Below are 13331 nucleotides of genomic sequence, written 5' to 3'. Positions count from 1 at the left end.
GGCCCCCCTCGCGACCAGACGTTCGACGAGCATATGTTGCAAGCGGATCATACGGGGAAGGTTCGGTCGGTGGGTCTCGGTCGGGTGCTCGCGGTGCCTCCCTCCAGCAGTACGTCTGCGATGCGTTCGCTCGCGCGTCCGTCCCACAGTTCGGGCCGGCGGGGCGCGGGAGGCTCGTCCAGCACCCGGTTGACGGTGGACACGATCCGTGCCGGGTCCCGGCCGGCCAGCACATTGGTGCCCTGCTCGACGGTGATGGGCCGCTCGGTGTTGTCCCGCAGGGTCACACACGGCACGCCCAGCGCGGTGGTCTCCTCCTGTATGCCGCCGGAGTCGGTCAGTACGACGCGGGCGGAGTCCTGCAGGGCGATGAAGTCCAGGTATCCGGCGGGCGGTACGAGCCGGATGCCTCCGGGGACGCCGATGTCGGCCAGCCGTCCGGCCGCGCGCGGGTGTACGGGCAGCAGGAGCGGGCAGCGGCCGGCGATCTCGCCCAGGGCTTTCAGGAGCGCGGCGAGGACCTCGGGGTCGTCGACGTTGGCGGGGCGATGCAGGGTGACCAGGCCGTACCCGCCTCTGTCCAGGCCGTATCGGCTGAGGATGTCCGAGGCCCTGGCACGCGCCAGATTGGCCAGCAGAGTGTCGATCATGACGTTGCCGACAAGGTGGATTTGGTCGTCCCGGTACCCTTCCGCGCGCAGGTTCTCGGCGGCGTCGGGGGAGGGGGCCAGCAGGTAGTCGCTGACGCGGTCGGTGGCGACGCGGTTGACCTCCTCCGGCATGCTCCAGTCACGGCTGCGCAGACCGGCCTCGACATGGGCCAGCAGCGGTCCGGCCTTGGCGGTGACCAGGGCGCAGGCCAGGGTGGAGTTGATGTCCCCGACCACGACGACGATGTCCGGTGACACCTCGTCGAGGAGCGGCTCGAACGCGGTCATCACGCGTCCGGTCTGCTCGGCGTGGGTGCCGGAGCCGACCCCGAGGAAGCGGTCGGGCGAACGGATGCCGAGGTCGGTGAAGAACACGTCGTTCATGGCCGGGTCGTAGTGCTGGCCGGTGTGGACGAGGACCACCTCGGTGCCCCGGCGCTCCAGGGCGTCCATGACCGGTTTGATCTTCATGTAGTTGGGTCGCGCCCCGGCGACGCAGATGATCCGCGGCATGGTTCAGAGCACCTCGATCGTGGGTCCGGACGGCAGCCGCCGACGGCAGTCGAGGACGAACGGGGCCTGTTCGGCGATGAGTTCGTAGTCGAAGCTGTCGTGGTCGGTGAGCAGGACCACCACATCGGCGGCCGCCAGCTCGTCCGGTGCCGGTTCGACCCGGACCAGCCGGGTGTCCACCGGCAGGGTCTCGACCACGTGCGGATCGGCCGCCCTGACCTGCGCCCCCATGTCGAGCAGCAGTTGGGAGATGCGCAGGGCGGGCGACTCACGGGCGTCGCCGGTGTTCTTCTTGTACGCCAGGCCGAGCAGCAGGATGCGCGAGCCGTTCACGGAACGACGTCTTTCGTTGAACAGGTCGCTGATGCGGCGCGTCACGTACTCGGGCATATGGCTGTTGATGTCGTTGGCCAGCTCCACGAAGCGGAAGCTCTGGCCGAGTTCGCGCTGCACCCGCCAGGACAGGTACGAGGGGTCGATCGGCAGGCAGTGACCGCCGACGCCCGGCCCGGGCGTGAACTTCATGAAGCCGAAGGGTTTGGTGGAGGCGGCGTCGATGGCCTGCCAGACGTCGATGTCCAAGTGGTGGGCGAACATCGCGATCTCGTTGACCAGCGCGATGTTCACATGCCGGAAGGTGTTCTCAAGGAGCTTGGCGAGCTCAGCTTCCTTCGGCGAGCGCACCGCAACGGTGGTGTCGACGAGTTGCGCGTAGAAGTCCTGAACGGCTTTCAGGGACGCTTCGTTGACGCCGGACACGACCTTCGGGGTCTGCTGGAAGCCCCAGACGGTGTTTCCGGGGTCGATCCGCTCCGGGCTGTAGCCCAGGTGGAAGTCGGTGCCCGCAGTCAGGCCCGAGCCGTCCTCCAGGATCGGGGCGAACAGCTCCTGGGTGGTGCCCGGATAGGTGGTCGACTCCAGGACGACCGTGGCTCCCGGGCGCAGATAGCGGGCCAGGGCGACCGCCGATTCCTGGATGTAACGGAGGTCGGGAGTGCCCTCGTGCAACGGCGTCGGGACGGTCACGACGGCGACGTCGAATCCGCCGCAGTCGCGGGCCGCTTCGCTCGGGCGATAGGTGCCGCGGTCCAGTGCCGCGCGGATCCGCTCGGAGGAGACGTCCTCGACGAAGGACTCACCGGCGGCAAGGCTCTTGACCCGCCGGGAGTCGACGTCGTAGCCGATCACCTCGTGTCCGACCTCCGCGGCGCGGATGGCCAGTGGCAGGCCGACGTATCCCTGTCCGACCACGACGACGCGCATCAGTGACTCCTGTTCGCGGAGGCGGGCGACGGGGTGAGCCGGATGAGCTCGCGCACCGTCATGAGGAGGAAGGCAGCATTGGTGGTGACATAGCGCCGGCCCAGACGGCGCGGCTCCTGCAGCGCGCGGTAGAACCACTCCATGCCCCACCGCTGCCAGGACTCGGGAGCCCGCTTGGTGACGCCCGCCAGGATGTCGAACGAGCCGCCGACCCCGTGCACGACGCGGGCTCCGGTCTGTGCGCCGTACGCTGCGGTGAAGATCTCCTTCTTCGGCGAGGTCATGCCAAGGAAGAGCATCTGGGCACCGCTGTCCGCGATCGCATCGGCGATCGCCTCCTGCTGGGAATCGTCGAAGTAGCCGTTGCGGCTGCCGGCGACCTTCAGGCCGGGGAAGCGCTCGGCCACCCGGCCCACCATGCGCTCCAGCACGTCCTGCTTGGCGCCGAGGAAGTACACCGACACGCCCGCCGACTCGGCCTCGGCCAGCAGCCGCAGGAACAGATCGATACCGGCCACCCGTTCCGGCAGTGGGGCACGTAGTAACCGGCTGGCCCAGACCACGGCCTGGCCGTCGGCGAGGACGAGATCGCAGCCGGACACGGCCTCGGCGAGCCGGGGGTCGCGCCGCATGTTCACCAGCTTCGCGGCGTTGACCACCCCGATCTCGAGCTGCCTGCCGTCCCGGACCGCATCGAGGCAGCGCTCCACGGTCTCGTCCATGGTCAGGGGGTCCAGTTCGACCCCGAAGAGGGACTGACGCTCGCTCATATGCGGCCCCCCTGCCAGGCGTAGAGCATCCAGCCGAATTCGTACGGCCGGCACTCGCGGTCCACGAAGACGGGGCGGTATACCCGGTCCAGGGACTTCAGCCGGAGGTTCGGCGCGAGCCGGGTGCCGAGCCCTCGGGCGGCCCGTACGGCCTTCTTCGGGTCGCCGCGGTAGACCTTGCGCCAGGTGGCACCGAGCTTGTCGAGGATCAACGGCTCCCGCTTCTCCGGGCGGGCGGCCAGTTCGGGCACGTCCGTCATCCAGCGCAGGCCCCGGCGGATCGACCGGCCGAAGTCGGTGCCGCCGGCGTCGGCGAGATCGAACAGGGCGCTCGGTGCCATCGCGTGCTGGTGGACGCTGTAGACCGGGTAGCCCTCCACAACCCCGCCGGTGCGGGCGTCGTAGTGCCACCACCACTGCCCGCCGTCGCCCTGCAGCTCGCAGATGCGCGCCGCGCACGCCTCGGACGCGGCCAGCGCCTTCGGATCGCCGTCTTTGTCGCCGCTCGCGTGGGCGCGGGCCAGGGCCTGGATCGGGTACGTCTGGTCGGCGAAGCAGCTCACGTGCGCCCGGTACCAGGGCACCAGGCCGGGACCGGTGGCGTGCGGGAACAGCGGGCTGTCCCCGATCCGGGCCCGCAGCAGCCGGTCGCGGGCCGCGGTGAAACGTCTCTCCACATCGACCGTGTCCCGCGCCGCCGCAAGGGCGGACAGCACCCACGCCGCCTCGACCGTGTACTGCGGGCGGCCCTCCTCGTCCAGGGCAGTCACCCGCTCCAGGGCGTCGGACAGTTTGGGGTGCCCGGTCTCGGCGGCGGCCCAGGCGATGAGCGCCGCGTCACCGAGGTTGGTCACCGCGGGCAAGGACTCGACCAGCAGACCCGTGAACTCCTGGGCCGTACGCCCCCCGAGCACCGCGCGCTGACGGTCCTCGGGGAGGAACTGGGCGCCCAGCGCGGTGATGGCCGCGTACCGGGTGCTGGTCCCGCGCCGCTCCGAGGTCCAGGAACCGTCGGGCGCCTTCCGTCCGGCCATGGTGAAGGCGAAGGCCTCGCCGCCGGGGAGCAGCATGGACGGAAGCCCCGACTCGGCGACTGTGAGCAGTCGTTGGGCGAGCGCGAGCAGCGGTGGCTCCTCATGACCGAGCGCCGCCAGACGTGTGGTGGTCATCGCTTGGGCACACCAACCCCCCTGTGGGTCCTCTACATGGACAGGCTTGTGATCGCCGCGTCGTGGACGGCCGCGCGGCAAAAGGTCGACGTCAGGCGTCGGAGCGGTTGTCACTCCTGGCCTCGGGCACAGGTGTCCCCACCCGGCAACCCCCCCTGGGCACGACCGGTTTGCGTGCTCACTGTGCTAGGTCTGCACAGTTCGCACACATGTTATGCATGCGGATGTTCGAGGAGTGGCGTTTTGGGAGAAATCAGGGAGTCATACGCGCTCGACGAGTTCGCCGTCCTTCTCGTCGTACAGCGCGCCCGTCTCGGGGCACTCCCATGCGCCCAACTCGCCTTCCCGCTCGGTCAGTCGGGCGCCGGCCCGGCCGACCCAGCCGATCCGGCGCGCCGGAACACCCGCCACGAGCGCGAAGTCCGGCACGTCCCGGGTCACCACCGCACCCGCCGCGACCAGCGCCCAACGACCGACGCGCACCGGCGCCACACATACCGAACGGGCCCCCAGCGATGCCCCCTCGGCCACCTCCACCGCCACGGCCTCCCAGTCGCCACCGCGCTTCAGCCGGCCCTGCGGGTCCACCGAGCGGGGGAAGTAGTCGTTGGTGAGCACCGCGGCCGGGCCGACGAACACCCCGTCACCGAGCACGGCGGGTTCGTAGACCAGGGCGTAGTTCTGGAGCTTCACGTTGTCGCCGATCCGCACCCCCGGGCCGACATACGCTCCCCGGCCCACGATGCATCCGCTGCCGAGGCGGGCGTCCTCCCTTATCTGGGCCAGATCCCAGACCGTCGTCCCGTCACCGATCGCGGCGCTCTCGTCGACCTGGGCGGTCGGCTGGATCCTGAAGCTCATCGGGCTGAACCTTTCTTCGCGCCAGTCGTCGGCGATCGAGGTGGAGGAGCCCACGACCGGTACAAGTTGTTTCGCCGATGTACGAGTGATGGGGCGCAAACGGGTACCTGAGCCACCTGACAACAGGAGCGCCTTCACGAGATCACCCTACTTACGGGGGACTCGTGGACGAAGAGATTCCGTGCACGTACGGTCGGTTCCGGACAGCCGCGGGCAGCGTTGCGTGCACTGTGCACCCAAACGAATTTCATGCGAAATATGGTGTGCGGCGCCCAGTGGCACTTCCGCTGACCGCTCCTGGCCTTGGGCCAGGCCGTCGGCGCGGGCCGTGGATCCATGGCAGGCGCCACCGTCGGCACCGAACCAACCACACTCCGCGACGGGCAGGTCGTTCGGTCGGCACGATCGGAGAGGAGACGGCAGCCATGGACTTTGGTTTGAAGGACCGGGTGCACATCGTCACCGGTGGCGGCCGCGGGCTGGGCAGGTGGTCGGTGTGGTGGCGGACAATGCCGGCACCGGGACTCCGGACCGGCTGATCGGCGCTGCTCGCGACGCCTTCAAGCGGCTGGACGGGGTGCTGAACAGAGTTGGCGGCCTCGTCCTCTCCAACTCCGTGTACGAGCCGATTCCCGGCCTCGCGAACTCCAATGCCTTGCGGCCGGGCCTGGCCGGTTATGCGAAGAATCTGGCGAATGAGCTGGGGCCGAGGGGTATACGTGTTGTCGGCCTCGTGCCTGCCCATATCGAAACCGACCAGGTGCGCGAGCTCGACGCGCGCAGCGGCGACCCCGATGCCGCCAGGGCCCGGGCGACCGCCGGCTCCCTCTGCGTCGCTACGGAACCCCGGACGAGTCCGGCCGGAGTGCCGCCTTCCTGCTGTCCGCCGCGTGCCTAGCGGACGATGCGCGCAACCGCCCCGTCTGCGGGGTCCCCGTACTTCGAGATCAGTTGCTCGTCGCTCATGCGGTCGACTTCTTCGTTCCGTGCGACGGGAAAGATCACGTGGGTGTCCGTGTCCGTCCAGTATTCGACGACGCGGTGTGTGGCGGTGGCTCGGCTCATGGGGGGGCTCCCTTGCGACGCGTGGGGTTCAGGTTGCGTCTGCGAAGGTTGAGGGTCAAGGGGAAAGGGGGCTTCCGTTTCGGTCGGCGGTGGCGTAGGTTCCGCTTACCCCGCGTCGGCGCCTTGCGAGGTGCCGGCCCGCCGGTCCCGGGATGGCGGGCCACGCGGGGGCCAAGCGCCTGGCCGCCGTCGAGCGCGCCGGCTCGGAGACGTGTCGTACCTGGGCCACAGCCGGACGCCGCGCCTCCCGCAGGAGCGCCGCCGCGTCCATGGCCTGCGGGGTCGGAGACGTCGGCGTTGCAGGTAGGAAGACGCCGGTCAGGGCGGCCAGTTCGAGGGCGTCGGTCCCCAACAGGGCGGCGAGATCCGTCACCAGGCGGGGCGTCAGCTCCTTGTGGCCCGAGCCGATCACACCGTACGTGGCAAGACGGAACGCCGTTCCTCTGCGGCGGTGATCGGATGATCTGCCGGAGCTCCCGCCGTCCCGCCGCTGAAAGTTGGACCGCATCCGTCGCGACGTGCGGCACCCACTGTTCGGCCTGATCTCCACTGCCTGGACGCCGAGTTGGCCAGAGCCGGACTACCGGAGCTCCCGCACCGACGTGGCCTGTGCGGCGTCCCTGTGCCGCATGCGCCAAGTCCGCGACCGCAGAGGCGAACGCGCTCGGATGGATGTACGTTTAGTCGTAGTGGCTGCGTGACCGCCGTCGACGGCTGGGCAAGGGGCGCCCGGTTCGTGATCGGCGTACCGGAAGGGGCTCCGCATGAGATCGCGGCAGGCACCATCCCATGGTCCGAGAGGGAAGAGGGCAGTCTGGCCTGTCCCGCTGCTGTCGCTTGCGCTGGCGGGCGCAAGCCTGGGCGGCGGTTATCCCTCGCACGTTGCGGTCGCATCGGAAGCACCCGCTTCGCCGACGAGGAGTACGACCGCGACGGCGACCTGCGTCGATAAGGTCTTCGGAGCAATGACCGGGCCGCAAAGAGTCGGACAGCTCTTCATGGGCGCCGTCGCCGCCTCGAACCCCGACCAGAACCGGATTCAGGTTCTGCGCCAATACCACGTCGGGTCGGTCTTCCTGGCCGGACGGAGTACGGCGGGTACGAAGGCGACCAAGACCCTGGTCGACAGTCTTCAGGCCAAGGCCGACACCGTGTCGGGGCACCGCGTGGGCCTGCTGGTCTCCACCGACCAGGAGGGCGGCAAGGTGCAAGTGCTGTCCGGCCCCGGGTTCTCGAACATGCCGAGTGCACTGGTGCAGGGAACCTGGTCGACCTCGAAGCTCCGTAGCGAGGCCACTACATGGGCGAAGCAGCTCAAGTCGGCCGGGGTGAATCTGAACCTCGCGCCCGTCGCCGATGTCGTCCCGGCCAGTCTGGGCAGGAACAACGCACCGATCGGCCGGTACGACCGCGAGTTCGGCCACACAGCCGCGACGGTGACCCCCCACAGCAACGCGTTCGCCGCCGGCTTCGCCCAAGCCAACGTACTGGCCACGCTCAAGCACTTCCCGGGACTCGGCCACGTCCGCGGCAACACCGACACCACGGCGAACGTGGTGGACTCGGTGACGACGAGCAAGAGTTCGAGCATCACCCCGTTCAGCTCGGGAATCAAGGCGGGCGCACCCTTCGTCATGATCTCTCTGGCCACGTACAGCAAGATCGACCCGAAGCATCAGGCCGTGTTCTCCTCGACGGTGATCCAGGGACTGCTCCGCAAGACACTCGGCTTCAAGGGCGTGGTGATCTCGGACGACCTCGGGAACGCGGTGGCGGTGAAGGCAGTGTCCCCGGCCAACCGTGCCCTGAACTTCCTGTCGTCCGGCGGAGACCTGGTCCTGACCGTCGAACCGAACCTGGTCCCGGCCATGGCCAAGGCCGTACAGATCCGGATGGCGAAGGACGCGACCTTCCGTGCGCAGGTTGACCAGAGCGTCCACCGCATCCTGGCCGCCAAGCAGAAGGCGGGCTTGCTGTACTGCGGCTGACAGCGGCGGTTGCCGAGAGCCGCTCGGTCACCGGCTGCGTTGCCCCTGTAGAACGAGGGTGCCCGCGGCGCAACTCTCCCTCAGTTCGTCGAGTTCAGCGGCCGGATGGGCAAGCGTGGTGCGCCGGCCGACGGGCAGTTGGCTCAGGAACTCAGTTCCCTCGGTGAGGAGTTTGCACCACAGAGCGCCGAACGTCCGCAGGGCGAGGTCCCGGTCGCGTACGAGCGCGGGATCGAAGCGCTCGTCGAGCAGCGGCGACAGATCGCCGAGCAGGGAGCGTACGTGCTCGGCGGTCAGGTCGGCGAAACTGTCGATGCCGGCTCGTGCCTTGATCTCGCGCAGCAGGGAGATCGTGCGTAACCAGGGTGCCGGCTCATGGACAGTGCGCAGTCCGGTCCGTCTCTGAACATGTGCACGAACCTGGCGTGCGGGAACGTGGCCCGTAGCCCTTGGGCCCAGCCTGTCGAGTAGCCGGAGCGCTCCACGATGGCGGTCCGTCCGAACCGTGCGCAGAGCAGGTCGAACAGCGCCTGGTGGTGCTCGCCGGCGGTCCGCTCGGGCCACGGGACCACCGCCGCGCGCAGCGCGTCGAGGAGCCCGTCAGGGTCGTCGGTAGAGGAACTCCGGCATCGGCAGCCCGCTGCGGATCATCCGCTCGAAGTGCGGGGCGGGCCGGAAGAGCGACTGCCAGAACTCCTCACCGGTCACGGTCTCCTCCGCAGCTTCGTGACACTCAGGACCGAACCCCAGCTGCCGCGGGCTTTTACCCGATCGATCCCGTGCGGTCAAGTCACGACTCATCGGAACGTGACCGCGTGACGCCGATGGGGCGTACTTGAAGTGCGGTCCTCACCGGAGAGGAAATCCGGAAAGGAAATCCGCAAAGGAATGGCAAGAACGCCTTGATCGGTAGGAGAGAAATTATGACCCGCATTTTTCACACGCAGAACAACGGCCGTCCCAAGCGCCGGGGCTTCCGCCTCGCGGCGTTCGTCGCCTCGGCCGCGGTGATCACCGGGGGCATCGTCCTTCCGGCGTCCGCCGCGACCGCCGCCCCGATGCCCGCCACGGGCGTCGTGAGCTTCGTCCACGGCGGCGGTGCCGGCGGTGCCGGCGGTGACGGGGGCGGCGGCCTGATCGGCGGCGGCGGTGGCTCCGGTGGCTCCGGTGGTGGCAGCGTCCTGGGTGTCGGCGGCAACGGCGGCAACGGGGGCAATGGCGGCAACGGCATCCTGGCCGGCGGTGGTGGCGGCGGCGGTGGCGGCGGTGGCGACGGTGTCATCGGCGGCAACGGCGGTAAGGGGGGCAACGGCGGCACCGGTCTGTTCGGCGGCAACGGCGGCGGCGGTGGTGGCGGTGGCGACGGTGTCATCGGCGGCAACGGCGGCAAGGGCGGCAACGGAGGATTCGGCATCTTCCAGGGCGGCAATGGCGGCAAGGGCGGCGTCGGTGGGTTCGGCGTTCTGTTCGGCGGCCAGGGCGGCGGCGGTGGCGCCGGGGGCGGCAGCATCTTCTGACCGCTCCACCCGGTGGGGCGGGGGCCCGTACGGCCTCCGCCCCCATTGATCAACGCGAGCGGAGTCGGGCAAGCCGACGCAGCGCCCGCAGAACCACATCCTCGCTCAAGGAAAACGGAGAACCCCATGTCCAGAATTCGCTGGCGGCGCCCGCTCGTGCTGGCGGTGGCCTCGGTGGCCCTCGCCACCGGCACCGCGTGTGCCGCCCAGGCGTCGCCGGGTGTCACCCCGGGCGTCAGCCAGGTGGCCTCGGCCGACCACGCCCACTGCGGCGAGGGCGGGAAGGGCGGCAAGGGCGGTGCGCCCGGTGAGCCGGGGGAGCCGGGCAAGCCCGGCGGGCGCGGCTGCTTCACGCTCCGCGACCTGCCCGACAAACCCAAGTCCGAGCTCACGGCCGTGGACAAGCTACGGATCGTGCTGATCGTGGAGTCCGGGCACGCGAAGAAGTCCGACGTCGCCAAGAAGTACAAGATCTCGGAGAAGGAGATCGACACCTGGGTCAAGCAGGCCCGCGACGGTGACTGGGCCGCGCTGCTGAACCTGAATTCCCTCTTCGGCTCCTGAGAGGCATACCGGACGCCCCGACTCGATGCGGGTCGGGGCGTTCCTCTCGAGTCCCGAATTCTCGTAACGGAAAACAATTCTTGGAAAAGGGAAACATCATGCGTGTGCATTCTTGGAAGGCCCGTCTTGGACTCACCGTCTCCACGGCCCTGACCGCTGGTCTGGCGGCCGGAGCAATGGCGCCGACCGCGATGGCGGCACCGATGCCGCAGAGTCCTACGGCCACGACGGCTGCCGCCCGGCAGCTTCCGGCCGAAGGCACCCAGCCGGGTGGCGGCGGGCAGTTCGGCAGCGGTTCGTTCGGCTCCGTCACCGTGGGCAACGGCAGCCTTCGCATCGGCGACCAGGTGTGTGCGGGCAGCTGCAACGGGACCGTCAACGCAAGCAACGGCGGCACGGGCGGTATCTGTGCCGGGCTGTGCGAGGGCAGCGCCAACGGCGGCACCGGCACGACCGGCGCACCGGGCCGTGAGGGCGGCATCGGGGGCAAGGGCGGCATCTGTGCAGGGATCTGCGGCGGCAGCGCGAACGGCGGCACCGGCGGGACTGGCGGGGTCGCGGTGGGCACCGGCGACGGCGGCAAGGGCGGTAAGGGCGGCACCGGAGGGATCTGCCTCGGCCTCGGCTGCGAGACCGGCGGCACAGGCGGTAAGGGCGGCACCGGCGGCAGCGGTTGACACCCGTCGCCACGGGCCGACAAGGTGGCCGGGATTGGGGAGTTTTGCGGCTGATGGCAGGCCGCTCGGCGGGCACCGGGGGCGGGGCAAGGAGTTCCCGAAGCCACGCCGGAGGAGCGAGATGGGGGAGTCATGAGGCCGCTCGAAGCGGGTGATCCCGCCTCTGTCGGGGAGGGCAGGTACCGGCTGGTCGGCCGGCTCGGCCAAGGCGGGATGGGCGTCGTCTACTTCGGCCGGTCGCGGTCGGGCCGGGCGGTGGCCGTCAAGGTCGTACGGCCGGAGTTGAGCACGGAACCGGGCTTTCGGCGCAGGTTCGCCGACGAAGTGGCCGCGGCTCGTCGCGTCGGCGGCTTTCATACCGCACCGGTCGTGGACGCCGACCCGGAGGGCGAGCCGGCCTGGCTGGTGACGGCCTTCGTGCCCGGACCCACTCTGCAAGCCGTGCTCGACCGGGTGGGTCCCCTGCCCGTGGACACGCTCACCGTGCTGGCTGCCGGCCTTGCCGAGGCCTTGGGGGCGATTCACCAGGCCGGGGTCATCCACCGCGACCTGAAGCCCGCCAACATCATCATCGCGGAGGACGGCCCTCGGGTCATCGACTTCGGCATCGCGCGGGCCCTCGACGGTACGGCCCTCACCCAGACCGGGTTCCAGATCGGCACCCCCGGCTTTTTCGCGCCGGAGCAGCTCACCGGCGGTACGCTCACTCCCGCGGTGGACATGTTCGCCCTGGGTGTGGTGCTCGGCCAGGCGGCGGGCGCCGCTCCCTTCGGCGACGGGGCGTCGGCGGTTCGGCACTATCGCGTCGTCCACGAACAACCGGACCTCACGGGCGTCCCCGGCCAACTGCGCGGACTCGTCGCGGCCTGCCTGGCCAAGGACCCGCGGGAGCGGCCCAGTCCGGCGGAGTTCCTGAATCACCTGACGGTCCACCATCCGTCGGACGGTGTCTGGCTGCCCGCGGAGGCGACCGCGCTCGTACGGGGCCAGGTCCCGGCGGCTTACGTCGCAACGCCGGAGCGCCCAACAACCGCGCCCACCGACCCGCGCACGACCATGGCTGCCCCACCGACGGTTGCCGAGGGGACGGCCGTGGCCTCCCACCCCCGGACCGTCCAGCCACCGCCCGGCCCCGGCTTCGGGCCCGCGCCCACCTTCAGACCTGCCCCTGCACCGCCGACCGGCGGCCCCGTCCCGTCCGGCGGCTCCTTCCCGTCCGGCGGCTCCTTCCCGTCCGGCGGCTCCTTCCCGTCCGGTGGCCCCGGCCCGGTGGGCGGTGCCGAGGAGCGGCGCGGCCGTCGCGGGGCGGTCGTCGCCGTGGCGGCGCTGCTGGCCGCGGCGGCCACCGCGGGACTGCTCGTGTGGCAGCCCTGGGCCGGTTCCGGCAAGACCGGCGACCATGCCAAGGGTGGCTCGTCGCCCCGGCGAGCGACCCCCGCGGCGTTTCCCGACGCCCCGCTGCTCGTCCGGCTGGACACGGCCCCCGGATCGTCGACGTCGACATGCCACAGCGTGATCGGTCGCCGCGATTCCACCACGGACAACCCCAAACAACTGATCGACGGCACATGCGACGTCCTCCCGCAGTGGTCCCCCGACCACAAGTCGATCGCGTTCACACGCAAGACCGGGCAGGAATCGGCTGTCTGGACGGCGAACGCGGACGGCACCGGCGTCCGCCGCATTGCCGCCATCTCGGGCGGCCGGGTGTCCTGGTCCCCGGACGGCAGACAACTGGCCGTTCTACGTCGGCAGGACGGCGTACAGCAGTTGTTCGTCGTGAACGTCTCGGACGGCTCCGCCCAGCAACTGACCACCGGCACCGGGAAGGTTGAGGACCCGGCGTGGTCCCCCGACGGCAAGCACATCGCCGTCTGTCTGCAGAAGACGTCCGGCTGGCAGATCCACCTCGTCGATCCGTCGCAGCCGGGCGGCGAACCCCGGCAGGTGACCCACCAGTCCCGGCGGGCGCTCGACCCCGTCTGGTCCCCGGACGGCAAGTACTTCGCCTACACCGCTGGGGCGCCCGGCGTGGGGACAGGGGGAGACATCCACATCATCAGGACCGACGGCACGGGGGACAGGGCACTGGTGGAGACCTCCGCCCAGGAGATGGACCCGGTCTGGTCACCGGACGGCAAGTGGGTGGCCTTCGTCCGGGGGCCCTTCGACCAACCGGCCGTCTGGGCCATCCGCACCGACGGTACGGGCGACCGCAAGCTCACCACCGGCAGCACGCCGGAGGGCCACCCTTCCTGGCGCTGAGCCACGGGCACGGTCACGGGCGCCGGCGC

General features: G+C 70.1%; 12 protein-coding genes and 2 pseudogenes. 7 read left to right on the top strand and 7 right to left on the bottom strand.

The annotated features are described in order from the left end of the window. Positions 1-47 precede the first annotated feature (47 nt). The 6 genes and pseudogenes from wecB to ACFY1J_RS21105 all read right to left on the bottom strand — a co-directional run. Positions 48-1163, bottom strand: a complete 1116-nt coding sequence (gene wecB / locus ACFY1J_RS21130; protein WP_390731657.1) for a non-hydrolyzing UDP-N-acetylglucosamine 2-epimerase — start codon at positions 1161-1163, stop codon at positions 48-50. 3 nt (positions 1164-1166) lie between these two features. Then, positions 1167-2426 (bottom strand): nucleotide sugar dehydrogenase, encoded by a 1260-nt coding sequence (locus ACFY1J_RS21125; protein ID WP_390707897.1) that lies wholly within the window; start codon positions 2424-2426, stop codon positions 1167-1169. Beyond that, entirely contained in the window at positions 2426-3196 is a 771-nt protein-coding gene (locus ACFY1J_RS21120) for a WecB/TagA/CpsF family glycosyltransferase (protein WP_390707896.1), read from the bottom strand. The genes ACFY1J_RS21125 and ACFY1J_RS21120 overlap by 1 nt, the downstream gene beginning before the upstream one ends. Continuing rightward, a complete protein-coding gene (locus ACFY1J_RS21115; RefSeq protein WP_390707895.1) occupies positions 3193-4365 on the bottom strand; it encodes a hypothetical protein in 1173 nt (390 codons plus the stop codon). Before ACFY1J_RS21115 ends, ACFY1J_RS21120 begins: the two co-directional genes overlap by 4 nt. A gap of 261 nt (positions 4366-4626) precedes the next feature. Continuing rightward, positions 4627-5226: an acyltransferase gene (locus tag ACFY1J_RS21110; protein WP_390708099.1), complete on the bottom strand. Its 600-nt coding sequence runs from the start codon at positions 5224-5226 to the stop codon at positions 4627-4629. Between the two features lie 45 nt (positions 5227-5271). Continuing rightward, positions 5272-5364: pseudogene (locus ACFY1J_RS21105) on the bottom strand (sugar phosphate nucleotidyltransferase); the annotation flags it as partial. 287 nt (positions 5365-5651) lie between these two features. On the opposite strand from ACFY1J_RS21105, the pseudogene ACFY1J_RS21100 reads away from it, so the two are divergent. Further along, positions 5652-6117, top strand: a pseudogene (locus ACFY1J_RS21100) (SDR family oxidoreductase); the annotation flags it as partial. A 3-nt stretch (positions 6118-6120) separates the two neighbouring features. Here the strand turns inward: ACFY1J_RS21100 and ACFY1J_RS21095 are convergent. Next, positions 6121-6291, bottom strand: coding sequence for a hypothetical protein (locus ACFY1J_RS21095; protein ID WP_363297705.1), 171 nt, complete (start codon positions 6289-6291; stop codon positions 6121-6123). 965 nt (positions 6292-7256) lie between these two features. On the opposite strand from ACFY1J_RS21095, the gene ACFY1J_RS21090 reads away from it, so the two are divergent. From ACFY1J_RS21090 to ACFY1J_RS21065, 6 genes are all read left to right on the top strand, one after another. Next, positions 7257-8279 (top strand): glycoside hydrolase family 3 N-terminal domain-containing protein, encoded by a 1023-nt coding sequence (locus tag ACFY1J_RS21090; RefSeq protein ID WP_390707894.1) that lies wholly within the window; start codon positions 7257-7259, stop codon positions 8277-8279. A 105-nt stretch (positions 8280-8384) separates the two neighbouring features. Beyond that, positions 8385-8639 carry a hypothetical protein gene (locus ACFY1J_RS21085; RefSeq protein ID WP_390707893.1) on the top strand — a complete coding sequence of 85 codons (255 nt, stop codon included), beginning with the start codon at positions 8385-8387 and terminating at the stop codon, positions 8637-8639. 563 nt (positions 8640-9202) lie between these two features. Next, a complete protein-coding gene (locus ACFY1J_RS21080; protein ID WP_390707892.1) occupies positions 9203-9796 on the top strand; it encodes a hypothetical protein in 594 nt (197 codons plus the stop codon). 126 nt (positions 9797-9922) lie between these two features. Then, entirely contained in the window at positions 9923-10360 is a 438-nt protein-coding gene (locus ACFY1J_RS21075) for a DUF1153 domain-containing protein (protein WP_390707891.1), read from the top strand. Between the two features lie 98 nt (positions 10361-10458). Further along, complete coding sequence (locus tag ACFY1J_RS21070) at positions 10459-11037, top strand: hypothetical protein (protein WP_390707890.1); 579 nt, start codon at positions 10459-10461, stop codon at positions 11035-11037. 132 nt (positions 11038-11169) lie between these two features. Continuing rightward, positions 11170-13302 (top strand): protein kinase, encoded by a 2133-nt coding sequence (locus tag ACFY1J_RS21065; protein ID WP_390731656.1) that lies wholly within the window; start codon positions 11170-11172, stop codon positions 13300-13302. Positions 13303-13331 lie beyond the last annotated feature (29 nt).

This window comes from Streptomyces sp. NPDC001406, from assembly GCF_042895285.1.
Classification (GTDB): domain Bacteria; phylum Actinomycetota; class Actinomycetes; order Streptomycetales; family Streptomycetaceae; genus Streptomyces.
The sequence above is the reverse complement of the archived record's forward strand: the minus strand, read 5'-3'. Positions and strand labels throughout refer to the sequence as shown.